The sequence below is a fragment of the Mycobacterium hackensackense genome (assembly GCF_025822555.1).
GTDB classification, from domain to species: Bacteria; Actinomycetota; Actinomycetes; order Mycobacteriales; family Mycobacteriaceae; genus Mycobacterium; species Mycobacterium fluoranthenivorans.
Genome location: NZ_JACKUC010000030.1, coordinates 1,397,876 through 1,419,280, shown reverse-complemented (window position 1 = coordinate 1,419,280; position 21,405 = coordinate 1,397,876). Strand labels below are relative to the sequence as shown.

Genomic DNA, 21,405 nt, shown 5'->3' with positions numbered 1-21,405 from the left:
AGACGTGACCGACTATCGCGTGCAGGCCGAGGGCGTCGAGAAGGCGTTCGGTGAGAACAAGGTCCTCAAAGGCGTCTCCTTCTCGGTGGCCCGTGGCACGGCGACCACCATCATCGGCCCGTCCGGGTCCGGCAAGACCACGCTGTTACGGGCGCTGGCCGCACTCGACGTGCCCGATGCGGGGGTGATCCGGGTCGGTGACCAGGAGATCGACTTCGCCAAGCCGGTCGCCAAGGACAAGCTGCGCGCGTACCGGGCGCAGAGCGGATTCGTCTTCCAGGGGCACAACCTGTTTCCGCACAAGACCGTCCTGGAGAACATCACCGAGGGGCCGGTGATCGTGCAGAAACGGCCGAAGGCCGAAGCCGAGGCCGACGCGCTCGCACTGCTCGAGCAGGTGGGTCTGGCCGCCAAACGGGATCAGTACCCGTTCGAGTTGTCCGGTGGGCAGCAGCAGCGGGTGGGCATCGCCCGGGCGCTGGCGCTGAAACCGAAGGTGGTGTTGTTCGACGAACCGACGTCGGCGCTGGACCCGGAGTTGGTGGGCGAGGTCCTCAGCGTGATCAAGGATCTCGCGGTCGAAGGCTGGACGCTGGTCATCGTCACGCACGAAATCCAGTTCGCCAAGCAGGTTTCCGACCAGGTGCTGTTCACCGACCAGGGCATCATCCTGGAGCAGGGGCCCCCTGCCGCGGTGATCGGTGACCCACAGGAGGAACGGACCCAGCAGTTCCTCAACCGCATCCTCAACCCGTTGTGAACGCCGCGGCGGGGTAGGTGCAGCGCGGCAGGTCCCTTGGCTCGGTGACGAGCTCATCGGTCCGGCGAGCGCCGGACCTGACATACATCTTTGTATGTTTGTCTGGACATGTGCGCCGGAGTGGGGTTACCGTCGGTGGCGCAATGGTGATGGCGATCACGTCTCCGCAGCGTCAGCACGCACCGATCCAGGAGTCTCCGATGTCCTTCTCACGCACCACGCCGCGACTCACGGTCGCCCTCACCGGCGGCAGCGCCTGGTGACGATGGGTGCCGTCACCGAGGCTGGATCGCGGGCCGTCCCACGGCTCCACGACCGGGAATGGCAGCTGCGCGCGAAATGCCGGGACGGCGACGCCAGCCTGTTCTTCCATCCCGACGGCGAACGGGGCCGGGCGCGTAAACGCCGCCAGCAGCTGGCCCGCGAGGTCTGCGCCGGCTGCCCCGTCGCACGTGAGTGCGGCGCGTATTCGATCTCGTTTCAGGAGGCCTTCGGCACCTGGGGCGGCCTGTCCGAGGACGACCGGCGACGGTACCTGGAGACCGTCAGAGCTCCTTGATCCCCCACGGCGACCCGTAGGCGGTCAGTAGCTCCAGGAAGGGCACCGGGTCGAACGCCTCAGGCCCCAGCACCCCGGACCCCGACCACGTGCCGTCGGCCAGGAGTTCAAGAGCGACAACGGGATTGATCGCCGTCTGCCATACCACGCACTGATGTCCGTACTCGGCCATCGACCACTCGTTGTCCACCACGTGATACAGGTAGGTCGAGCGCGGCTCGCCGTCCGTGCCGGTGCCGGTGACCCACAGCCCGGCGCACGTCTTGCCCGTCATCCGCGGGCCGAGGGTGGCGGGGTTGGGCAGACATGCCGCGACGACATCGCGGGGGCTGACCATCTGACCGCCGACCGACACCTTCTCCGTGCGGTCGAGTCCCAGCTTGTGCAGCGTCTTGAGCACGTCGATGAATTCGGCGCCGAGTCCGTACTTGAAGGTCGCCCGCCGGCACTTGACCCAGCGCGGCATGAGCAGTACCTCTTCATGCTCGACATTGACGCACTCGACCGGACCGATACCGTCGGGAAAGTCGAAAACCTCTGGCTCACTGAAGGGTTCGGTGGTGAACCAGCCGCGGTCGGCCTCCCAGATGACCGGCGGGTTGAGGCACTCCTCGATGGTGGTCCAGATCGAGAACGACGGCGCGAACTCATACCCCTGCACGGTGAGATTGGAACCGTCGCGCGTGCCGAGCTCGTCGATCTCGGAGAACAGATGGTCGGCCGCGTACCGGGCGAACACGTCCGACAGGCCCGGCTCCACACCGATGCCGACCAAGGCCAGCCGGCCCGCCGCCTGCCAGTCGGCCTCGACGGCAAACTGCTCGTCGCCGAGTTTCACCCCCGGCAACTCGTAAGGTTTTTCCGGATGGCGCCGCGACAGGCTCATCGCCATATCGAGATAGTCGGCCCCACCGGCGATGGCGCCGTTGAAGATCGGCATGACGAACCGCGGGTCGACGGCGTTCATCACGTGCGTGATGCCGTGCTCGCGGACCAGATGCGCGATCGCCTCCGAGGAGCTCGCATCGACGCGGGTTCCGATGAACCTGTCGTCGCCGATCTCGTTCGCGACCCGCCGGGCCTGAACTTCGTCGTAGTCGCACACGACGATCCGTTCGAAGAAGTCTCGCCGCGCCGCGATCGAACAGAACGCCGAACCGACACCGCCGGCGCCCACCAGAAGAATCCGCATACGGGCCATGCTAGTGCGGATTCATCGCCATTTCGCGACAGTTACGACGAAAAACATCATTAATCATCGACTACACGACTGAAACCGCACCCGCGCGGGATGGGGTTTACCCCCACCGAAGTGTGGGGCCACCACCGCTGTGTCCGGCGGCAGAAATCGCGAGGCTGAGTTCAGCCACCCCGAAAGGACACCACCTCATGCGTAACGTTCTGTACTTTCTCGCCGCCGGACTGACCACCGCCGCGCTCGCCGGCGCCGCAACCGCCACGGCCGCGCCGTCAGGACCGCCGTGCCACCCCATCGGCGCGGGTGCCACCGTCTGCCAGACGGCCGGTCACATCCGGGTCATCGCCACACCCACGGTCAAGGCGCCGCCGGCCCAGCAGTTCAACGGCTGGATCGGTATGGTCCACCACCCCTAGCCGAGCCGAAGTGACGCCAGACCCCGCAGCGTGACATTCGGCTTGTACACGGGCTCGGCCGCCAGCCGCGCGTGCGGGAATCGCCGCGCCAGTTCGGTCAGCGCGATACGCGCCTCCAGCCGAGCCAGCGGTGCGCCGAGGCAGAAGTGCGGCCCCTTACTGAAAGACAAGTGCCGCAACCCTTCCCGGTCGGGATCGAAGACATCCGGCCGATCGAAGGCATCCGGGTCGCGGTTCGCGGCAGCTATCAACAGCAGGATGCTGTCGCCCTCGGGGACTGTGACAATCCCCCGGTCGCTCCGCTCCTGCCCGCCGCCGACAATCCCCCGGTCGCTCCGCTCCTGCCCGCCGATCTGCATGTCTGCGCCGGCGATCCGCATCACCAATTGGACCGGCGGGTCGTAGCGCAACGTCTCCTCGATGACCACGTTCGCCCGCTCCGGATCGCCCGCCAATGCGGCCCACTGCGCCGGGGCGCGCATCATCGCCAGCACGGCATTGGCGATGAGATTGACCGTCGTCTCGTGGCCGGCGATCAGCAACAGGTCACAGGTCGCGATGATCTCGTCGACGGTGAGCTGATCCCCGTCCTGCTCGGCCGCGATGAGCGCCGAGATCATGTCCTCCCGCGGCTCGGCGCGGCGCTTCGCGACGAGATGCCCGAGGTAATCCCGCATCCACTCGTCGGCCCGCAGCCGCTCGTCGGCGTTCGCGGAGGCCTGACCGGTCAGCGTCATGATCGGGTCGAGCCCCTGCGCCAACAGCGCCGCGGCACGGCTGAACTGCGGCTCGTCGGACAGAGGTACGCCGAGCAGCCGGCAGATCACCGCGACCGGCAGCGGATAGGCCAGGTCTGACACCACATCGAATGGGGCGCCGGGCGTCTGTTCCCCCGTCCCACGGGCGGCCACCGCGTCGAGCAGTTCGCCGACCAGCGCGCGGATCTCGGGTTCCAAAGCCCGGACCGCCTTGGGCGAGAACGCCTGCTGCGCCAAGGTGCGCAGCCGGGTGTGGTCGGGCGGGTCGAGAAAGAGGAAGCCTGGCGTGGCCGTGCGTTGCGGGGTGATCCCTTCGGCGATCTGGCGCTGCACCACCGACGATTTCATGCCGTCGCTGCACGACGACGGATGCCTCAGCACCTCGTCGCAATCCGCGAACCCCGAGAACACCACCATGCCGGTCTCGGGCAGCACCATGGGCCCCAGCTCGCGAATCCGCGTGAACACGGGGTACGGGTCGGCGCGAACCGCCGGGTCGAGCATCTCGACCAGCAGCGCCTGCGCTGCTGTCTGATTTCCCGTCGCTGCGCCTGTCGCCATGCCCTTATTGTACGTGCGTCTAAGAAGACTGCCGCGCCGTTCCGTAGTAACGCCCGAGGACGTGTTCGCGCAGCTCATCGAACTCACCAGCGGTGATCGCGGCACGGATCTGGTCGACCAGCCGGATGGTGAAGCGCTCGTTGTGGATGGTGCACAGCGTCGAGGCCAGCATCTCCTTGGCCTTGAACAAGTGGTGGATGTAGGCGCGGGTGTAGTGCGCGCAGGTGTAGCAATCGCACTCGTCGTCGATCGGGGTGAAATCTCTGCGGTAGCGCGCGCCGGTGATGTTGTACCGCCCGTGCACCGAGTACACCGCCGCGTTGCGGGCCACCCGCGACGGGGAGACGCAGTCGAAGGTGTCCGCGCCCGCAGCGACCGCGGCGAACAGGTCGTCGGGCTCGCTGATCCCGAGCAGGTGCCGGGGCTTGTCATCGGGCAGTTCACTGGTGACCCATCCGACGATCGTGGCCAGGTTCTGCTTCTCCAGCGCGCCACCGATGCCGTAGCCGTCGAATCCGCGACCATCCTCGTCGAGGAGGGAGACCAGACCGCGCGTCGCCTCCCGCCGCAGATCCTCGTACTGCGCCCCTTGCACCACCCCGAACAGCGCTTGGCGCGGCTTGTCCGCGCGTTCCATGGTGAGCTTGCGGTGCTCGGCCAGGCAGCGCGCCGCCCAGTCATGCGTGCGTCGCACCGACTGCTCCTGGTACCCGCGGGTGTTGACCAGGGTGGTCAGTTCGTCGAAGGCGAAGATGATGTCGGCCCCGAGCTGATGCTGGATACCGATCGACACCTCAGGGGTGAACCGGTGCGTGGAGCCGTCCTTGTGCGACCGGAAAGTGACGCCGTCCTCGTCGACATGGGCCAGCCGCTCCTTGCCCTCGGCGATGATGTCGTCGGCCTGCACCCGTGTCGCATCCATGGCGAGCACCTTCTTGAACCCGACGCCGAGCGAGAGCACCTGAAATCCGCCGCTGTCGGTGAAAGTGGGGCCCGACCAGTTCATGAACGCGCCCAAACCGCCCGCCTCGTCCACGATATCGGGCCCCGGCTGCAAGTACAGATGATAGGCGTTCGCCAGAATCGCCTGCGCTCCAACCTCTTTCATGGCTTCGGGCAGCACGGCCTTCACGGTGGCCGCCGTGCCGACGGCGATGAACGCCGGTGTCTGGATATCGCCGTGCGGGGTGTGGATGACGCCGACCCGGCCCGCTCGCCCGGCCAGCTCTGCCCGCACCTCGAAATACTGCTCGCTCACGCGAACATTCAATCAACCGCGAAGTTCCCGTGCTCGGGCGCTCTCGGTCGTAGATTCATCACATGAGGTTGAGATCGCTGGCCAGCATCGCAGCGCTGGCGGCCGCCGCGGCCACCTCGGCCGCATGCTCGTCGGGCCCACAGACCGCCGCCCCGCCCCCGGGCGCGCTGGCGCCCGGCACCGCCGAGATCACGATCGACGGCCGCGATGCAGGCACCACCCATGCCGTCAGCTGTTCGCCGGCCGGTTTCCTCACCACCATCACCACCGGCGACAACTCCTCCGGCGTCAGCGCGATGGTGTCCAACGAGGACGAACTCAAGGCGGAGTCGGTCAGCTTCCGCAACGTGGGCGGATTCACCGGCAGCTATAACGCCGGACTCGGCGAACCGGGTGCCACCGTCAGCATGACCGGACGGACCTATGACATCTCCGGAACGGCCCAGGGGTTTCGCACCGACAACGCCAGCTTCGCCGCCACGAGCCGGTTCACCGTGAAGGTGGCCTGCTGAACTGCGGTTTACCTGCAGGTGACCCTCGGTCAAGTATTTCGCGCATAACGGTGTCTGTGCGTCGGCTGAGCACCATACTGCTCTGGGATCATCAGGCGATCTTGAACCGGATCGCACAACAAAAGGAGATCAGTGGTGAAGCGTGAACTCGTGGTCGCCCTGGGTGGTGCGGCAATCGTCATCGCCGGGCTGTCCGGCTGTTCCTCGGATGACAAGAAGTCGAGCAGCTCATCCAGCTCGGAGAAGTCCACCTCCTCGGCGTCCGCCACCGAGACCGCAACGGGGTCACCCACCGCAGCCGCGGGCTCGGGCACCACCAAGGTCACCATCGACGGTGCCGATCAGGCCGTGAACGGCTCGGTCGTATGCGCCACCATGGGCGGCAACGTCAACATCGCGATCGGCGAGGCCGCCACCGGTATCGCCGCGGTACTCAGCGACGGCGACTCCCCGACCGTCACCTCGGTGGGCCTGGGCAACGTCAACGGCATCACCCTCGGCTACACCGCCGGCGCCGGTGGCGAGGCGAAGGCCGAGAAGGACGGCAAGACCTACAAGATCAGCGGCACCGCCACGGGTATCGACATGGCCAACCCCATGACCCCGGTGAACAAGCCGTTCACGATCGAGGTCACCTGCCCCAACTGATGCGGGCAGCATGACATGACGACGGCGGCGTCCCGAGTGGGGACGCCGCCGTTGTCGTCTGCGTTCAGGCCGGGACGGTGTAGCCGGCGGCGGACTGGCGCAGCTGCCAGATCTGCGCCGGGCACAACTCGTTGACGGCCTGGTTGATCAGGTAGGCGCCCTGGTAGTCGTCCGAAGAGTTGAAATCGGCCTTCACCTGGCCGACCAGCTGACCGTAGGGCATCTTGCCCGCCACCCGGTCGCAGATGGTCTGGCCGTAGGCGATCGCAGCATCGGGGCCGGCGAAGTTGTAGCCGGGCCGTACCGTCACGTTCACCAGGTAGGCGACCGCGTCGGCGTGGGCCGCGGGAGCGGCCACTCCCGCCAGGCTCGCGGCGAGCGCGCCCGCGACCACCAATCCCCGTAATGACCTCATGGTCTCAACCATAAACCGGAAGGTTGCCGGCCGGGTCGGATACCGATCAGGGACGCGTGCGGCGCTGATGCCGGCGCAAACGGGCCAGCAACACCCGCCGGTGCACCTCGAAGGACAACGACAACGGGTCCCGCCACGCTCCAGGCTTCTTCACGCTGTTGGCCATAGTGCCTCCACTGTCGCATACGGGATGCCGCCAATCCGATTGGCGCGCGCGGTATTTGACAAATGTCACGACAAAGGAGAACCGCGGGTTAACGCTGCTCGACGCCGTCGACACCCCCACGTTAAGTACGATAATTGACGTATCCGTCGATGCAAATCCGGGAAACCACCCCGCTCCCACTTGACACCTGTCACGATCGGGTCAGGCGGGTGTGGGAAGGAGAGTCGGGCGTGCGGCGATCATCGAGGTGGGTCAGTGCCGGCCTGTTGACCGCGGGAGTGTCGGCCGGCCTGTTGACAGGCATCGGCGTGGCGGCGGCGGATAGCGGTTCACCTGCGCCGTCGGGGTCCGCCACATCCTCAACCGGCAGTGCCGAGGGTTCCGGCACCGGAACCGGCACCACCGCGGCCGGCACCCCCGGTGCCACCACCTCCGGATCGACCGACAAGACCGAGCCCACCTCGAACGCCGGCACGGCCTCCGAGGCAAACGATCCCCCGAAGAAGAAAAAGAAGAAGAGATCGACCTCCGCCGGCTCTGGCACGTCCGCCACCGATATTTCAGCCACGCGATCCGAGACCGGGCCCAAAGCCGAGTCGACCGGGACCGGGCAGGCATCCGCCGCGGCCAAGCCTGCCGAGCCCACTGCCGCCGCGGCGATCCGGGCCGTCGCACCGACCGCGGAAACACTGACACCGAACACGTCTTCTTCTTTGCGACTTGCCCAGGCGCCCGTCACCGCCAAGACCGCGCCCACCGCGGTCAACCCGGTCAAGGTGATCGCCAGGGCCGTCACCGGCCTGGTCAACAGCGTCGGGTCCGTCATCATCAACGCGGTCCAGGCGCTGGAGAAATTCGTCACCGGGCCACCCGTGCTACCGACGGGCAGCACGGTTACGGTCCGCACCTCCACGATCCTGTTGACGAATGGGCAACGCGTACAGGCCAATTGGTATTACCCAGAGCCGGACCCGGACACCGGGGCACCGCCCGAGAAGATGATCCTGCTGCAGCATGGGTTCTTCGCGCTCGCTCCGATGTACAGCTACACCGCGGCCAACCTCGCCGAGCGCACCAACAGCGTCGTGGTCACCCCCACGCTGTCCTCAAACTTCTTCGCCGGCGACGATCGCTGGCTGGGTGGCGCCGGGATGGCGGCACAGATCGCCGACCTGTTCACCGGGAACCGCGAGGCTCTCACCCAGAGCGCGATCGCCGCCGGGTACGCCACCCGGTACGGCCTGGATCCCGCTACGGCGGCGCTGCCGCAGAAGTTCGCACTGGCGGGCCATTCGGCAGGCGGCGGCCTGGTCTCCGGAGCGGCCGGCGACCTGGCCACGAACGGCGCGGCGAAGGACCTGGTCGGGGTGATCCTGCTGGACGGGGTCCCCACCGGCAATACCCTGCGCGATGCGCTCACGAAACTCGACACCTACCAGGCCAACGGCGGCCAGTACATCCCCATCCGCGTGATCGGCGCCCCGCCGAATCTGTTCAACTTCATCAGCACCGAAAATCAGACCTTGTCGGCCGCAAGGCCCGGTCAGTTCAACGGGGTGGTCCTCTCCGGTGGCGTGCACATGGACTCGATGCAGGGCGGCAACCCGATCATCCAGTTCGCGGCCCAGTTACTCGCCGGGTTCCCGCAGCCCCAGAATCCCCCCGCGGTGCAGGACTTGATGACCGACTGGATGAACGCATGGTTCGCAGGCGCCGACGAGGGCCCCGCGCCGGCGCCCGGAACCGTCATCGACATCGACACCCCCAAAGGCACGGCGCACGGCCGGGTGATCGGGACCGTGCCGGTGACGATGAGCGCGGCGGCTGAGGCTCTTGCCGGGTGACGTGCGGGTACACCCGACAGGAACGGATCAGTGCTGCGAACCCGCAGTCATCGCGCTCACGATCTCTGCCGTCGAGATCACTGCGTGGGCCAGGAACGCATAGTTGATCAACGCCGCCTGGTAACCGTCACCTCGGGTGGGGTGCCGTGGGCCGGCGGTGGCATCGCGAACGACCGCAACTTCGAAGCCGTTTTCGAGGAGGTCGCGCAGGTGGTACTCGACGCACATATTCGCGAGCATGCCGCAGAGGAATGCCCCGTTTGCGCAGCTGTAGGACCAGGCCGTTGTTCGGAGGGCTCCAGACCTTGTGCGGACTTGCATTGACGTTGGACGGATTCACCGGATCCGGCGCGGACTTCCGTAGCCCGCCTCTTTCGCCGCGGCGAAGATGTCCGACAAGTGTTGGATCGTATTGTTCTCGGTGTCGCTTGCTCCGACGCTGCCCCAGTTCTTATCGGTGGGACTCAGCGCACCGTTCTGTGGGTGTATGACATCTCGGCATTCCCCTCGCACGAATGTGGTGGCTGTGGGGCCGTGCGCGGTCGCAACGGCAAAGAGTGCACCCAGCAACGGCACGAGCTTCCCGCTTGCCCTGCCTGGTTGGTAGCGCGATGAGGCAGCCGGCGGCGAGTACACCGACGGCGACAGCGAAGCCGATGCCGGCGCTGCGTAACCCCCAGTGGTCGGCGACCAGGCCGTCGCCGATGACGGGTAGCGAGATGGCGATGTAGGCCACCACGAACAGTGCTGAGCTCACTTCGGCCCGCCGATCGGCCGGCGTGGCCTCGGTGACGGCAGCCAGGCCTCGGCTGAAGCTGATGCCTTGTCCCGCACCGGAAATGATGGCGGCGACGACGAGGCCGACGAGTGAAGTGGTGACCAGTGCCGCCGTCAAGGCGATCATGCCGATCACCAGTGTTGCGCAGCCCAATGCCATCGCGCGTCGCGGCTGTATCCGGTGAGCCGCTACCTGCGCCACTGCTGAGGCGAGGAAGGCGCAGCCGGCAATCGCACCGGCTGCGGCGTGGTTGGCGATGCCGATCATGGTGGAAAGGAATGACGGTGCCAACGCGGCGAACAGGCCCATGCATGCAAATCCCGCGAACGTCCCAATCGCCGCGAGAGCGAACGTGGCACGCACTTGGACAGGAAGCCGCAGCCGCTGCATGCCGAGCTGTCCGGTCTTGGCCGATGTTTCTGGCACGCGGACGACGGCAAGCCCGGCCGCCATCGCTAACACTATGTGCATCACGAAGGCCAGCTGCAGCGGTGCTGGGCAGTACTGAACGAGAACACCGGCCAGCAGCGACCCGGCGCCCAGGCCACCTATGTTGGCGATGGTCGCGGTCGCGGCGGCCCTGGTGCGCCATTTCGGCGGTGCGGCTTCGATGATCGCGACGGTGGCAGTGCCGGTGAAGACACCTGCCGACAGCCCGGACAGCATGCGTGCGGCCACCAGAGCGGGGACTGTGTCGGCAAGCAGGAACATCGCGCCACTGGCGACCGCGGCGACGACGCCGCCCAGCAGAACCGGGCGTCGACCGATCGCGTCGGACCAGCGTCCGAAAAACACCAGCGCCGCCAGTACCCCACCGGCATAAGCGGCATAGATCATCGTGGTGGTGAGCACGGTGAAACCGAAGGTGGTGGCGTAGAGGGCATACATCGGGGTGGGCACTGTGGTGCCGGCCATGATGACTGCGAACGCGTATGCCAGCAGTGCGGTGGCCACGCCGCCACTGGGACATGGGTTTTGACCGTCCGACGTCACCGTCTCTGCAGTCATGACCGATTCGACGGCGCCGATGGAACGATGTGAGGTGTCATGGATTGCGCAGCGGCGCGGGTTGTTTCGGCGATGTTGTGGATGGCGATATGGCCGATGTAGCCGTCCGGTCGAATCAGCAACAACGTGTCTCTGGACAACCCATGGATCTCGGCGAATTGTCCGGTCGGGTCGGTGAGCGAACCACCGGGTATGTCGCCCTTGTTCTCGGTGTCGATGATGACGCGGTTGAGGCGCGCGCCGTCGGCGGGCCAGTCGAGTTCCGCCAACGCGTCGGCGGCGTGTGGACCGTAGGCCACGGCGGTGAAGTGGGGCCCGCGGTAGATGTCGAACAGCCGCACGCGGCGGCCATCCCCGGTGACGAGGTCGGCGTCCGGCGCGCGGTCACCGACGCGCAGAGTCGCGGTGCGGTCGGCGGCCGGCGGCGCCAGTGGCCCGCCGTGGTAGGTCAGGGCGAGTTGTTTTTCGTCCTTGCCGCGCCGGATGCTGGAGGGGTCGAACTTGCCTATTCCTTCGTATTTCCTGGTGGATAGCCCGAGCACACCGGCGGCGATGGGTTGGCGTTCCTGTTCATAGGTGTCGAGGAGTCGATCGTCTGCTCCGGCCAGGACTTGGCCGAGTTTCCAGCCCAGGTTGTAGGCGTCGCCGATCCCGGTATTGAGGCCCTGGGCGCCGGCGGGGGTGTGGACGTGGGCGGCGTCACCGGCGAGCAACACACGGCCGCGGCGGTAGTTCTGGGCCAGCCGGATGTTGGGTCGAAAAACAGACTGCCACTGGATGTCTCGCAGCACGAGCCGCTTGTCGTGGGTATGGGCTTGGATGCGCGCGTTGATCTGGGCCAGGTCTTGCGGCGGTTGTTCGTCGGGCGAAAGTCGGATCATCCACTGGAATGCGTCGCTATGCGGCAGCGGGCAAGCGCCCACAAAGCGTCCTTTGAGTCCGGGCCACACGTGCCAGTACTTGCGAGACAATCCACCCGAGACGGCTGCGTCGACGATGAGGATGCGGTCGGCCTCGTCGGTGGAGCCGCTGAACTCGACGCCGAGGACCTTGCGGACCCGGCTGGCACCGCCGTCGGCGCCGACAAGGTACCGCGCGGTGATGTCCTCGACGCCTTCGGTGGTCGTGACACGTGCGGTGACATGGGTGCCGTGGTCGGTGAAGTCCACCAACTCCGTGCCGAAATCGACGTGTCCGCCGAGGGATTCGAACCGAGCATGCAACGCGCGGTCGGTGCGGCACTGCGGGATGAGCCAGGTATCGGGATATGGGACATCGGGACCGCGCTTCCCCTTGGCCATCATGGTGAAAGGGATGGTGATCGGGCCGAGGTGGATTCCCATCGGTGGGTAGAGGGCACCTTGGTCGAGGATGTCGGGCAGGGCGCCCAGATCGTCGAGAACCTCGAGGGTGCGGGGCTGGATGCCTTTGGCGCGCGAACCGTCGAAGGCATGCGGCGCCTTGTCGATCAGGCGTACTGCCACGCCGCGACGTGCGAGGTCGATCGCGAGCGCGGTGCCGGCGGGCCCCGCGCCGATGATCAAGACGTCGGTGGTACTGCTTGTTGTTTTCATGGGTCAAGCCGATCTGTAGAAGGTCGCCAGTTGGTCGGCGACGACGAGAGGACGTTCGAACGGGGCCATGTGGCCGCAGTCATCGATGACGTGGCATTGGCGGGGCTGAAGCAGTTCGCGGACCTGGCCCAGGCTGCTGATCGGGGTGACGTGGTCCGCACGGCCCCAGATCAGTTGGGTGGGCAGGCGAAGGGTGCCGGTATGCCGGTAGAGCTCGGCGCGATCGAACAACGGAAAGTGTTGCAGCGTATCGAACAAAGCGTAGATGGACCCTTCGTATCGGGAGGCGTCGCCGATCATGGCCGCCAGTGCGGCGGCGCGGTCGGCGTCTGCGACATTGTGTCCCAAATGCTGCTCGAGGAAGCGTCGCCCGAACCGCTTGGCGATGATACCGGCCGCGATGTCGTTGCCCAGCAACAGTTTCTGCGCAACAGGTTGACGACTCAGCCCGGCAGGGCCCACCAGCGTCAGCGTGGTCACCCCGCCGATGTGTTGGCCCACATACGCCATGGCGATCAGCGCACCCATCGACGTGCCCACCACGTGGCAGGAGGCGGGTAGGTCGAGGCGCTCGACGAGCTCGCGAAGTTGGCGACCGAACAGCGCCTCGTCGTAGCGGGCGATGACGCGGTCGGAGTAGCCGCGCCCGTAGGCGCTGTAGGCCAGTGTGCGCAGTCCGCGGGCATGTAGCTCGGCGGCCAATTCGTCCCAGTAGAACAACGGAATGGTCAGGCCGCCCGTCAGTACGACGACGTCGCCGCCGTCCGGCCCAGCCAGCTCGTAATGCGTGACACCATCAGTCAATCGAATGTAACTACCGCGAAGACGACCCCGCGTGGCGGCGTCCAGTCGGCGGTCTTCTCCACGTGCGACGAAGTACTTCATCGGGCGTTCCTTACCGGACGGGAGTGCAGAAACTCGGTGACCGCGTCGGCCACCCAGGCGGGGTCCTCTTCGGGGAGCAGATGCCCTCCGTCGGGATGGACATTTTCGACACTGCCTGCGATATCGCGAGTGAAGTGTTGGCCATCCATATCGGCGCTGCGCAACACCAGCGTGGGCACGTCGATTCGGTGAATCTCGGCGCTGCGGTCGGGCTGGTCGGTGGCGAGGAAATCCACGAACGCCGACCGGTTGCCGGGCCGGTTCCACAGCCTGTGCGCGCGATCCACCATCGCCGCATCGACGATGTCGGAGTTCGGCCCGACGGCCTGGCGCAGGCTGCGCTCGACAGCGCGCCGCGGCATGAACCGTCGCAGTACCTGGCCGATGACGGGGTTGCGCGCAAGCCGCATCCCGGCCGGCAGTTCTTTGTCGGGGTACCCGGTGGCATTGATCAACACCAAAGCGGTCAGCTGCAGCTGCTCGGGGTGATCGAGGGCGAGGTTCCAGGCGATGTTGCCGCCCAACGAGTTACCCACGACGGCGCATTGCTCGACGCCGATGGCGTCCAAGAAGCGTGCGAGCGTCTTGGCGTAGGTGGCGACGCGGTAGTCGCGGTCGGGGCGCGGCCCCGTGACGCCGAAACCAGGCAGATCCAAGCGGATCACGTCGAAGGATGGCAGTAGCCGTTGGGCGACGGCCTCCACCCCGTACAGCGACGACGCGCTGCCGTGCAGTAGCACCACCGTCGGGCCTCTGCCCGACCGTCGGTAATGCATCCGCATGCCGTCGACGGTGACGAACTGCGAGTCCGAGTGAACATCGATATCCCGAGAATTCATAATGGATACAGTGTTGCCGTAATTGCGTCGGGTGTCAAGAATCAGTGATACTGAGGCGGTGACCTCCACTTCGAAACCCGCACAGCGCCCGACCCAACGGTCGCGAGGGCGCCCCGCCGTGCCGGTGGAGCGCATCATCGCCGCGGCCACCGCGATCGTCGACGAGGACGGGTCCGAGGCACTGTCCATGCGGACACTGGCCCAGCGCTTGGATTCGGGCACCGCCACCCTGTACCGGCATTTCAGATCACGCACGCAACTGATCGCCCACGTCATCGACGCCGTGCTCGGTGAGGCCGATATCGATGCGACCGCGGTACGCAAAATGCCGTGGCAACAGGCCGTGGAATCGGGTGCACGCACATTCTTCGAGGTCTTCCGCACACACCCGCACGTAGCGCGGTTGCTAGCCGAGCGAATTCCGATGGGACCCAACGCAATGCGGCAGCGCGAAGTGATGATCGCAGCTTTGCTCGATGCAGGGTTCGGTCCCGAGCTGGCCGCGCAGGCCTATGCGACAGTGGCGCGTTTCGTCCTCGGGTTCGCCATCCAACTCGGCGAGCACCCGACCGATGACGACGCCGAACTCCCCGAAACCTGGCGCGCCCAGGATCCGCAGTCCTATCCCGCCACCGTGGCGGTGGCCGACCACCTGCCAGTCGGACTGGACCGCGAGTTCAGCCTCGGACTGGAACTGATCCTCAACGGCCTGACGCAACTACTCGACCAGGCCTGATCTACCGATAGCCGCCCCGACCGACCGCGACGGTGACGGTCAGTCGAAGTACTGATTGACACCTCGACGCATTAATGGATACGATGTACCCATAAATAGTGCCGTCGAGCTGCCCTCCGTCGCCTACAGCGTGAGGGCGCAGCCTACGGCGAGCCTCCCCGTCGAGAATCGGAGACAACGGTGAGCCGAATTCTGCTACGCGGCGCGCAGGTGATCACCATGGCGCCGCATCGCCCCGACACTGAACGCATCGACATCCTCGTCGAGGACGATCGCATCGCCGCGATGGGCGACCACCTCGATCCGACCGGCGCCGAGGTCGTCGACCTCAAGGACCAGATCGTCATCCCCGGACTCGTCAACGCCCACCTACACACGTGGCAGACCGCGCTACGGTTCGCCGGCGGAGACTGGTCGCTGCTGGAATACCTGGCCCACACGCACGGTCACGTCGCCCGCAGATACAGCCCCGACGATATGCACATCGGGACATTGGCCGGTGCACTGAACCAAATCAGTTGTGGAACAACCACAGTAGGCGACTGGTGTCACAACTGCCTGACTCCAGCGCATGCCGACGCCGCCATCAACGCACTGAACGTCGCCGGCATCCGCGCAGTCTTCTTTCACGGCACACCCCATGGCGGCCCCACCAAACCCCATGACGTGTCCGAAGTCGACCGTCTCCTCAGCGGTCCCATCGCCAACAGCGCACTGCTTACCGCGGGAATGGCGATCAAGGGCCCGCAACTGTCAGCGTCCGACGTGGTGATCGCGGACCTCCGGGCCGCCCTCGAACGCGGCGTGATCGCATCGATGCACCAGAGCGCCGGAACGCCCGGACACGGCTGGAATGCCGTCGGCGCTGCCGGCCTGTGGGGTCCACACGCCAACATCGTGCATGGCACCGGGCTGACGGACGAATGGGTCAAGAAACTCGCCGACGCCGGAGTCACCTTCACGACCACACCGGAAAACGAACTGGGTCAAGGGCATTGCACGGCAATCACCGAACAACTGGTGCGTGCCGGCGGGGCACCGTCACTCGGCACCGACACCGAAACGGCCGTATCCGGTGAAGTTCTCACCGCCGCCCGAATCACCCTGGCCCGCCAACGAGGCGTAGCCCATGAGCAGGAGTTCCACCGCACCGGCATGGGTGCGCCCACCGCAGGGATCACCAGCAAACAGGCGCTGTCGTGGGCAACCGTCCATGGCGCGCGCGCCCTCGGCCTGGCCGACCAGGTCGGCCACCTCGCCCCCGGGATGCAAGCCGATATCGTCGTCATCGACGCCCGAGCACTGAACCTGTGGCCGGCCCATGACCCGATCACCGCGGCACTGCAAGCCAGCATCGCCAACATCGAGGCGGTCATGATCGCCGGGCGCTGGCGCAAGCGCCACCACACCCTGGTCGACACGGACATCGACGACGTCAAAGACCGGTTACAGCAGTCGGGAGAACGCTTCGCCCACAAGATCCGCGCGACCGGCCCGCTCGCCCGTACCCGACGCCGCGTCGTGCGAACGGTCGTGCGCCGGCACCTTCGTCGCCAAACCCGCTCCGCTAGTTGACAACAGCCGCAGAAGTCTGTCTGCGCCCCGACTCCGACGTGAGGGTGGGGTCCTACTCAAAAACCGCCCTGACCTGAATGAACAGGCGGGCGGTTCTTGGCGGGGCTACTGATACAACATTGGAATAGTGATACGTGGGATCAGATCACGAGATCGGTATCCCCCAGCTAGTCACAGTTCGGGGCTCCAAGATGTCGGCTGTGGCTGCCAGAGGCCACCGGCAAGCTCACGTGCAAACTGCCATCCCGCGCTGTCTACACGTCGAAAGCACTTATGGCGCCTCTTATCTCTCACATGAAACTCCAACATGCCCAGCACCAACAACCGCTCCCATGACGTCTGGACATTGCTCTGAGTAAGACCTAATTCCGCAGCAACCGCTTTCAGATGGACGATGCCCATGGCATCGGCGATCAGCAGCATCACCTCAAGCTGGTAATCCTGCCCGAACGCATCCCGCGACCGCCTCCGCAGCGCGGTCGCGTCGGTCGTTGACATCGCATAACAATACGGAATACTCGTTATATGAATCTCGTTTTATCACGAGTGCGAAGAGATCCGATCAAAATCTCACGCGTGTCATCAGAGGTTTGTACCCTCGATACGGCATACTGGACGGTTTGCCAATCCCAGATTGGGGGACAAAGATACAAACCGGTGCCTGGATCTGATACCCCAGAACTATCCCACACGGGTATTAGTTTCCATAGCCTGACCAGGCACGATGGGCAGTTCATCCAGGAGGTTCTGCTACAATGGGTAGTAGATGGAACGCGATGACGCAATCCAAGCTGGTGATGAATCCGTGACGTCCTCGGTGATCCAGGGCAAGTTTTCTTGCGCGCATCCGCACGAACGAACCGACACCGGCCAGCTCGAGAATCTCAGCGTCTCTGACGAACTCCGCGCAAAATTGATGCGCTCTCGTATTTTCGGAAGGATCGGCGTCGCCGGTGCGCAAGGAGTAACACTGCATCGAGGAATTCTTCGGGTTGTGAGCGAACACCTACGCGGCAGACACCCTATGGCGAGTACTGATGGCCAGTCTGTGGTGATTGATTTTCAGCTCGACAGTCGCGACCCCAATAACGCGACTACCGTTCAACGCTTCGCGAACGGCGTCGCGATACTGATGGGTCCCGAAGCTCACGTCGTTGAAGCGCAAGTCATGCAGTTTGACACCAGTGACCTCGACCCCTATCTCCTCCCCGAGAACCGGAGCGAGTGATTCGCCACACTATGACAGTCGCGGGTATCCTAGGCTACTTAGGAGGCCCAGATGGATGCCCATTACGACGATCAAGTCGCCGCAAGCGAAGCCTGCACCGAGATTCTGCAGGAGTGGCCCAAGCTTCTCCCGCATGACCAGGAAGCCATGCTGGCAGATCTGAATCTTGAATCCATCACCTTTCTTGGTCTAATGACATTGGCTCGTCATGAGCTGGAAGCGACTGTGGTTGCGATTCGTCGTCGCCTCGGCAGCCGGCCGGCTAATAGGAATATTTCATGCTCTAATCACCACATCAAACATAAAGAGACGCATACAGACTATCCCGGACCAATATCCTATGGCTCCATGGGATGGACGCCTGATTGCGGTTAAATGCAGCAAAAGAAGTGCGAATATCTGCCGTATTTTCTACATCTCCCGCCCGACCGCTATTCCATTGCAGCAGAATGCAATTAGACGGGTGATCGGAGCGTTGCTCGAATAGGTGATGAGAGGTAACGTCAGTTCATGACGGCCCATTCATCCCCCTCTGAAACGGATATCCCTCCCGGCGCCCTTGCGGCGCCTTTCTTGTCTGTGGGGGCCGATACCGGCACGGAAGGTGGTGACAGCGCCACCAAATCAGCCATCATCTACCTGCGGGTTTCCACCGCTCGGCAAGCTACCAAAAATGGTGAGACAGAGGGTTATTCGATCCCTGCCCAGCGCGCTGCCTGCATCAAGAAAGCCCGTGACCTTGGCGCCACGGTGGTCGAAGAGTACGTCGACGCCGGCGCCTCCGCCCGCTCGGCAGACCGCGACGGCTTACAGCGGATGCTTGCCCGGCTTGGGGACACCTCGCTACCGAGCATTGATCTGGTGATCGTGCATAAACTCGACCGCCTGGCACGTGACCGTGCCGATGATGTCGCCATTCTTTTCGATATCCGGAAAGCCGGTGCCGCGCTAGTATCAGTGTCAGAACAAATCGATGAAACTCCGGCTGGAACACTAATGCATGGCATCGTCGCCTCATTCGCGGAGTTCTATTCAAAAAACCTATCGACTGAAGCTAAGAAAGGCCTTGAAGAGAAAGTTCGCCGCGGTGGCACACCCGGCCAAGCGCCGATCGGCTACCTGAACACCACCCGGCGCATCGACGGCACCGACGTCAAGAGCGTGGTGGTCGATCACGATCGGGCACCGCATATCAGCTGGGCGTTCGGTGAGTACGCCACGGGTAACTGGAGCGTCTCGACCCTGTGCGATGCACTTGAAGAGCGTGGCCTCAAGACTCGCGAAACCCTGAAATACCGAGGCCAACCCCTGAGTCGCCCGCAGGTCCACCGCATGTTGAGCCAGCCCTACTACAAGGGCCAGATCCGCTTTAAAGGCCTGCTCTTTGATGGGAAGCACGAGCCACTCATCGATGAGGTGACCTGGCAGCAGGTCCAAGATGTGCTCGCCGGACGGCGGATTGCCGGAGATCGCTCGTGGAAACATGGCCACTTCCTCAAGGGAAGCCTCGTCTGTGGGCGCTGTGGCGGCCGTGTCGGTTATGGCTGGAGCAGAGGCAAAGGAGGCCGCTATGAGTATTTCTTTTGCTTAGGGCGCCACACAGGGCGAACGAACTGCGACCTGCCGTACCTGCCCGCCGCGGCGATCGAGGCCAAAGTCGCCGCCATCTGGTCTCATGTGCGGTTCGACGCCAAAACCCTGGCAGAAATCGAAATCCAAGCCACCGCTGATTTCGAAATCATGCTCGCCGAGAAGGACGATCTCGCCACCAGACAACGACAGCGCCTGATTTTGCTTGAACGCCAGAAGGGCAAACTGATCGACGCCTATATGGCAGATGCCCTCCCGGTAGCGGATCTCAAACTGCGACAGGCTCAAGTAGCGGCGGAGATCGCTGATGCCCGACGTCTCCTCGGGGAATCTGACGTCGAGCGTGACGAACTGGGACGCCGCTTGCAGACAGTGCTCTCGTTCCTCGCACGAGCTCGCGACACGTACGACGCAGCCACCGACAAGACCCGCCAACTGCTCAACACCGCCATGTTCAAGCACTTCATCGTTGATAGCCGTGATGCTGGGCCGACGGCCAACAGCTGGACACCCCAGGAGCCGCTGGTCGAGGACGCAGAACTGACGGAAGTGATCGACGCCATCCTCGATTACCACCCAGATGTAGCCTTTGGCAGCGACCAGACCACTATTCCGACCGATACTCCGACCACGACGCTGACCACACTCCCTCTGACGCGCGCGTATGCCACTTCCCGGGAGGGGACTGACTGCACCCTTCCGGGTGCAGTCTCGTCGCCGCCAGTTGGGCGCCTTGGCGGGCTCGGCAGATTCCATCAAGGCTCAGAAGCCCGCTCGCGCAACGCAACTCTAAGGAGCGGACACGAAAGAACCCCCGTCGGACTTTCGTCCGGCGGGGGTTCCAACAATAACTACTTGGCGGTGGCGGAGGGATTTGAACCCTCGGACGGGGGTTACCCGTCACACGCTTTCGAGGCGTGCTCCTTAGGCCGCTCGGACACGCCACCGGGAGGCAGCTTACCGGCCGAGCGCGATTGCCCCTAATCGCGTCGATTTCTCCCTCATGGCTGCGCTCGAGCGAGGATCGCGACCCTCACGGAGAAAGCGGCGCAGCTAGCGCTGGCGCGCGAAGAACTCCTCCAGCGGCGCCGCGCACTCGGCGGCCAGCACCCCGCCGCGCACCTGGGGCCGGTGGGTCAGCCGGCGATCCCGCACCACGTCCCACAACGATCCGACCGCCCCGGTCTTGGGTTCCCACGCCCCGAACACCAGCAGGCCGACCCGGGCCATCACGATCGCGCCCGCGCACATGGTGCAGGGCTCGACCGTCACCGCGAGCGTGCAGTTCTCCAGACGCCAGCCATCTCCCAGCCGGGCCGCCGCTGCGCGCAGGGCCAGGATCTCGGCATGGGCGGTGGGATCGCCGAGTTCCTCGCGGGCATTGGCCGCGCGGGCCAACTCCGTCCCGTCCGGTCCGTAGACCACTGCGCCGATCGGCACATCGCGCGGACCAGCCAACCGTGCGGCGGCCAGGGCCTCCCGCATCAGGGACTGATCGGAGCTCACCGACCGATTTTGTCGAGCACCGCGGACAGCTCTGAGTCGAAGCCCATCCGCTCGGCGATCGCGCTGATCTGCTCGTCGATCTCCATGTCGATATCGGCGACGATCACCCCGAGCACGCCCTCGGGCAGCCCGATATCGGACAGCACGCCCAGATCGCCCTCTTCGAACGGGTCCTGGTCCTCGAGGTCCTCGTCATCGATGTCGGCGTCCAACTTGTCCAGCACTTCCGCAGCAATGTCATAGTCCAGTGCCGCGGTGGCGTCCGAAAGCAACAGCCGGGTGCCGGCCGGCGCCGGCCGCACGATGACGAAGAACTCGTCGTCGACGTCGATCAGGCCGAAAACAGCGCCCGCGCTCCGCAATTCACGCAGCTCCGTCTCAGCTGCGGACAAGCTGCTCAGCGCCGCCCGCCGCATCGGCGTACAACGCCACTTGCCGTCCTCACGGACGACCGCAACCCCGAACCCCTCGGGGTGCTCGGCAGCTTCCCGCGCCGGCGCACGCTGTGCTCCCATTGCCCTAACGCTAGTCGCAGACCAGGGGCTTTGACCACCTAATGACCGGCACCCGGTCCGTATGCCAACCTTGAGC

General features: G+C 65.0%; 23 protein-coding genes, 1 tRNA gene and 1 pseudogene. 11 read left to right on the top strand and 14 right to left on the bottom strand.

Going from position 1 to position 21,405, the window contains the following annotated elements:
- Nucleotides 1–4: 4 nt before the first annotated feature.
- Together H7J86_RS16265 and H7J86_RS16260 are read left to right on the top strand one after the other, a co-directional pair.
- Nucleotides 5–760 carry an amino acid ABC transporter ATP-binding protein gene (locus tag H7J86_RS16265; protein WP_090362178.1) on the top strand — a complete coding sequence of 252 codons (756 nt, stop codon included), beginning with the start codon at nucleotides 5–7 and terminating at the stop codon, nucleotides 758–760.
- Nucleotides 761–1,025: 265 nt separating this feature from the next.
- The gene (locus tag H7J86_RS16260; RefSeq protein ID WP_267292981.1) at nucleotides 1,026–1,319 is read left to right on the top strand and encodes a WhiB family transcriptional regulator; all 294 of its coding nucleotides are present in this window, start codon (nucleotides 1,026–1,028) and stop codon (nucleotides 1,317–1,319) included.
- On the opposite strand, the gene H7J86_RS16255 is transcribed toward H7J86_RS16260, so the two are convergent.
- Nucleotides 1,306–2,511 carry a saccharopine dehydrogenase family protein gene (locus tag H7J86_RS16255; protein ID WP_267292101.1) on the bottom strand — a complete coding sequence of 402 codons (1,206 nt, stop codon included), beginning with the start codon at nucleotides 2,509–2,511 and terminating at the stop codon, nucleotides 1,306–1,308. The genes H7J86_RS16260 and H7J86_RS16255 overlap by 14 nt on opposite strands.
- 197 nt (nucleotides 2,512–2,708) lie before the next feature.
- Between H7J86_RS16255 and H7J86_RS16250 the strand changes: the two genes are divergently transcribed.
- Nucleotides 2,709–2,933 (top strand): hypothetical protein, encoded by a 225-nt coding sequence (locus H7J86_RS16250; RefSeq protein WP_187097264.1) that lies wholly within the window; start codon nucleotides 2,709–2,711, stop codon nucleotides 2,931–2,933.
- On the opposite strand, the gene H7J86_RS16245 is transcribed toward H7J86_RS16250, so the two are convergent.
- Both H7J86_RS16245 and tgt read right to left on the bottom strand, forming a co-directional pair.
- Entirely contained in the window at nucleotides 2,930–4,252 is a 1,323-nt protein-coding gene (locus H7J86_RS16245; RefSeq protein WP_267292099.1) for a cytochrome P450, read from the bottom strand. The two genes, H7J86_RS16250 and H7J86_RS16245, sit on opposite strands and share 4 nt — an antisense overlap.
- 19 nt (nucleotides 4,253–4,271) lie before the next feature.
- Complete coding sequence (gene tgt / locus H7J86_RS16240; protein WP_372517307.1) at nucleotides 4,272–5,489, bottom strand: tRNA guanosine(34) transglycosylase Tgt; 1,218 nt, start codon at nucleotides 5,487–5,489, stop codon at nucleotides 4,272–4,274.
- A gap of 83 nt (nucleotides 5,490–5,572) precedes the next feature.
- Here tgt and H7J86_RS16235 point away from each other — a divergent pair, with 83 nt between their 5' ends.
- Entirely contained in the window at nucleotides 5,573–6,022 is a 450-nt protein-coding gene (locus tag H7J86_RS16235) for a lipoprotein LpqH (protein ID WP_187097267.1), read from the top strand.
- 135 nt (nucleotides 6,023–6,157) lie between these two features.
- On the top strand, nucleotides 6,158–6,670 hold the full coding sequence (locus H7J86_RS16230; RefSeq protein ID WP_187097268.1) for a lipoprotein LpqH: 513 nt from the start codon (nucleotides 6,158–6,160) through the stop codon (nucleotides 6,668–6,670).
- A 64-nt stretch (nucleotides 6,671–6,734) separates the two neighbouring features.
- Here the strand turns inward: H7J86_RS16230 and H7J86_RS16225 are convergent, their stop codons facing one another.
- The gene (locus H7J86_RS16225; RefSeq protein WP_267292095.1) at nucleotides 6,735–7,085 is read right to left on the bottom strand and encodes a DUF732 domain-containing protein; all 351 of its coding nucleotides are present in this window, start codon (nucleotides 7,083–7,085) and stop codon (nucleotides 6,735–6,737) included.
- Between the two features lie 396 nt (nucleotides 7,086–7,481).
- On the opposite strand from H7J86_RS16225, the gene H7J86_RS16220 reads away from it, so the two are divergent.
- Entirely contained in the window at nucleotides 7,482–9,095 is a 1,614-nt protein-coding gene (locus H7J86_RS16220) for an alpha/beta hydrolase family protein (protein WP_267292093.1), read from the top strand.
- Nucleotides 9,096–9,122: 27 nt separating this feature from the next.
- On the opposite strand, the gene H7J86_RS16215 is transcribed toward H7J86_RS16220, so the two are convergent.
- The 5 genes from H7J86_RS16215 to H7J86_RS16195 form a co-directional block, all read right to left on the bottom strand.
- Nucleotides 9,123–9,323 (bottom strand): isochorismatase family protein, encoded by a 201-nt coding sequence (locus tag H7J86_RS16215; RefSeq protein WP_267292091.1) that lies wholly within the window; start codon nucleotides 9,321–9,323, stop codon nucleotides 9,123–9,125.
- 223 nt (nucleotides 9,324–9,546) lie between these two features.
- Complete coding sequence (locus H7J86_RS16210) at nucleotides 9,547–10,881, bottom strand: MFS transporter (RefSeq protein ID WP_372517279.1); 1,335 nt, start codon at nucleotides 10,879–10,881, stop codon at nucleotides 9,547–9,549.
- Nucleotides 10,878–12,455, bottom strand: coding sequence for an FAD-dependent monooxygenase (locus H7J86_RS16205; protein ID WP_267292087.1), 1,578 nt, complete (start codon nucleotides 12,453–12,455; stop codon nucleotides 10,878–10,880). Before H7J86_RS16205 ends, H7J86_RS16210 begins: the two co-directional genes overlap by 4 nt.
- A 3-nt stretch (nucleotides 12,456–12,458) precedes the next feature.
- Nucleotides 12,459–13,259, bottom strand: coding sequence for an alpha/beta fold hydrolase (locus H7J86_RS16200; protein ID WP_267292085.1), 801 nt, complete (start codon nucleotides 13,257–13,259; stop codon nucleotides 12,459–12,461).
- A 77-nt stretch (nucleotides 13,260–13,336) separates the two neighbouring features.
- Complete coding sequence (locus tag H7J86_RS16195) at nucleotides 13,337–14,179, bottom strand: alpha/beta fold hydrolase (protein ID WP_267292083.1); 843 nt, start codon at nucleotides 14,177–14,179, stop codon at nucleotides 13,337–13,339.
- A 124-nt stretch (nucleotides 14,180–14,303) separates the two neighbouring features.
- On the opposite strand from H7J86_RS16195, the gene H7J86_RS16190 reads away from it, so the two are divergent.
- A complete protein-coding gene (locus H7J86_RS16190; protein WP_267292979.1) occupies nucleotides 14,304–14,915 on the top strand; it encodes a TetR/AcrR family transcriptional regulator in 612 nt (203 codons plus the stop codon).
- 180 nt (nucleotides 14,916–15,095) lie between these two features.
- Complete coding sequence (locus tag H7J86_RS16185; RefSeq protein WP_267292081.1) at nucleotides 15,096–16,490, top strand: amidohydrolase family protein; 1,395 nt, start codon at nucleotides 15,096–15,098, stop codon at nucleotides 16,488–16,490.
- Between the two features lie 171 nt (nucleotides 16,491–16,661).
- Here the strand turns inward: H7J86_RS16185 and H7J86_RS16180 are convergent, their stop codons facing one another.
- Entirely contained in the window at nucleotides 16,662–16,988 is a 327-nt protein-coding gene (locus tag H7J86_RS16180; protein ID WP_267292079.1) for a hypothetical protein, read from the bottom strand.
- A gap of 268 nt (nucleotides 16,989–17,256) precedes the next feature.
- On the opposite strand from H7J86_RS16180, the gene H7J86_RS16175 reads away from it, so the two are divergent.
- From H7J86_RS16175 to H7J86_RS33615, 3 genes and pseudogenes are all read left to right on the top strand, one after another.
- On the top strand, nucleotides 17,257–17,718 hold the full coding sequence (locus H7J86_RS16175) for a hypothetical protein (RefSeq protein ID WP_267292077.1): 462 nt from the start codon (nucleotides 17,257–17,259) through the stop codon (nucleotides 17,716–17,718).
- 51 nt (nucleotides 17,719–17,769) lie between these two features.
- Nucleotides 17,770–18,093, top strand: coding sequence for a hypothetical protein (locus tag H7J86_RS16170; protein WP_267292075.1), 324 nt, complete (start codon nucleotides 17,770–17,772; stop codon nucleotides 18,091–18,093).
- 135 nt (nucleotides 18,094–18,228) lie between these two features.
- Nucleotides 18,229–19,320: pseudogene (locus H7J86_RS33615) on the top strand (recombinase family protein); the annotation flags it as partial.
- Here the strand turns inward: H7J86_RS33615 and H7J86_RS16160 are convergent.
- The 4 genes from H7J86_RS16160 to H7J86_RS16145 all read right to left on the bottom strand — a co-directional run bounded on the left by H7J86_RS16160 (nucleotide 19,306) and on the right by H7J86_RS16145 (nucleotide 21,329).
- Nucleotides 19,306–19,884: a hypothetical protein gene (locus H7J86_RS16160; RefSeq protein WP_267292071.1), complete on the bottom strand. Its 579-nt coding sequence runs from the start codon at nucleotides 19,882–19,884 to the stop codon at nucleotides 19,306–19,308. The pseudogene H7J86_RS33615 and the gene H7J86_RS16160 sit on opposite strands and share 15 nt — an antisense overlap.
- A gap of 280 nt (nucleotides 19,885–20,164) precedes the next feature.
- Nucleotides 20,165–20,255 (bottom strand) — tRNA-Ser (locus H7J86_RS16155).
- A 106-nt stretch (nucleotides 20,256–20,361) separates the two neighbouring features.
- Entirely contained in the window at nucleotides 20,362–20,814 is a 453-nt protein-coding gene (locus tag H7J86_RS16150; RefSeq protein ID WP_267292069.1) for a nucleoside deaminase, read from the bottom strand.
- Nucleotides 20,811–21,329, bottom strand: coding sequence for a tRNA adenosine deaminase-associated protein (locus H7J86_RS16145; protein WP_090361793.1), 519 nt, complete (start codon nucleotides 21,327–21,329; stop codon nucleotides 20,811–20,813). Before H7J86_RS16145 ends, H7J86_RS16150 begins: the two co-directional genes overlap by 4 nt.
- Nucleotides 21,330–21,405: the final 76 nt, after the last annotated feature.

Bases quoted from the DNA above. Each gene is read 5' to 3' on its own strand.
- H7J86_RS16225 (WP_267292095.1), bottom strand. From the start codon at position 7,085: ATGAGGTCATTACGGGGATTGGTGGTCGCGGGCGCGCTCGCCGCGAGC.
- H7J86_RS16250 (WP_187097264.1), top strand. From the start codon at position 2,709: ATGCGTAACGTTCTGTACTTTCTCGCCGCCGGACTGACCACCGCCGCG.
- H7J86_RS16180 (WP_267292079.1), bottom strand. From the start codon at position 16,988: ATGTCAACGACCGACGCGACCGCGCTGCGGAGGCGGTCGCGGGATGCG.
- H7J86_RS16215 (WP_267292091.1), bottom strand. From the start codon at position 9,323: ATGTGCGTCGAGTACCACCTGCGCGACCTCCTCGAAAACGGCTTCGAA.
- H7J86_RS16195 (WP_267292083.1), bottom strand. From the start codon at position 14,179: ATGAATTCTCGGGATATCGATGTTCACTCGGACTCGCAGTTCGTCACC.
- H7J86_RS16210 (WP_372517279.1), bottom strand. From the start codon at position 10,881: ATGACTGCAGAGACGGTGACGTCGGACGGTCAAAACCCATGTCCCAGT.
- H7J86_RS16145 (WP_090361793.1), bottom strand. From the start codon at position 21,329: ATGGGAGCACAGCGTGCGCCGGCGCGGGAAGCTGCCGAGCACCCCGAG.
- H7J86_RS16235 (WP_187097267.1), top strand. From the start codon at position 5,573: ATGAGGTTGAGATCGCTGGCCAGCATCGCAGCGCTGGCGGCCGCCGCG.
- H7J86_RS16170 (WP_267292075.1), top strand. From the start codon at position 17,770: ATGGATGCCCATTACGACGATCAAGTCGCCGCAAGCGAAGCCTGCACC.
- H7J86_RS16260 (WP_267292981.1), top strand. From the start codon at position 1,026: ATGGGTGCCGTCACCGAGGCTGGATCGCGGGCCGTCCCACGGCTCCAC.
- H7J86_RS16255 (WP_267292101.1), bottom strand. From the start codon at position 2,511: ATGCGGATTCTTCTGGTGGGCGCCGGCGGTGTCGGTTCGGCGTTCTGT.
- H7J86_RS16205 (WP_267292087.1), bottom strand. From the start codon at position 12,455: ATGAAAACAACAAGCAGTACCACCGACGTCTTGATCATCGGCGCGGGG.
- H7J86_RS16245 (WP_267292099.1), bottom strand. From the start codon at position 4,252: ATGGCGACAGGCGCAGCGACGGGAAATCAGACAGCAGCGCAGGCGCTG.
- H7J86_RS16175 (WP_267292077.1), top strand. From the start codon at position 17,257: ATGGAACGCGATGACGCAATCCAAGCTGGTGATGAATCCGTGACGTCC.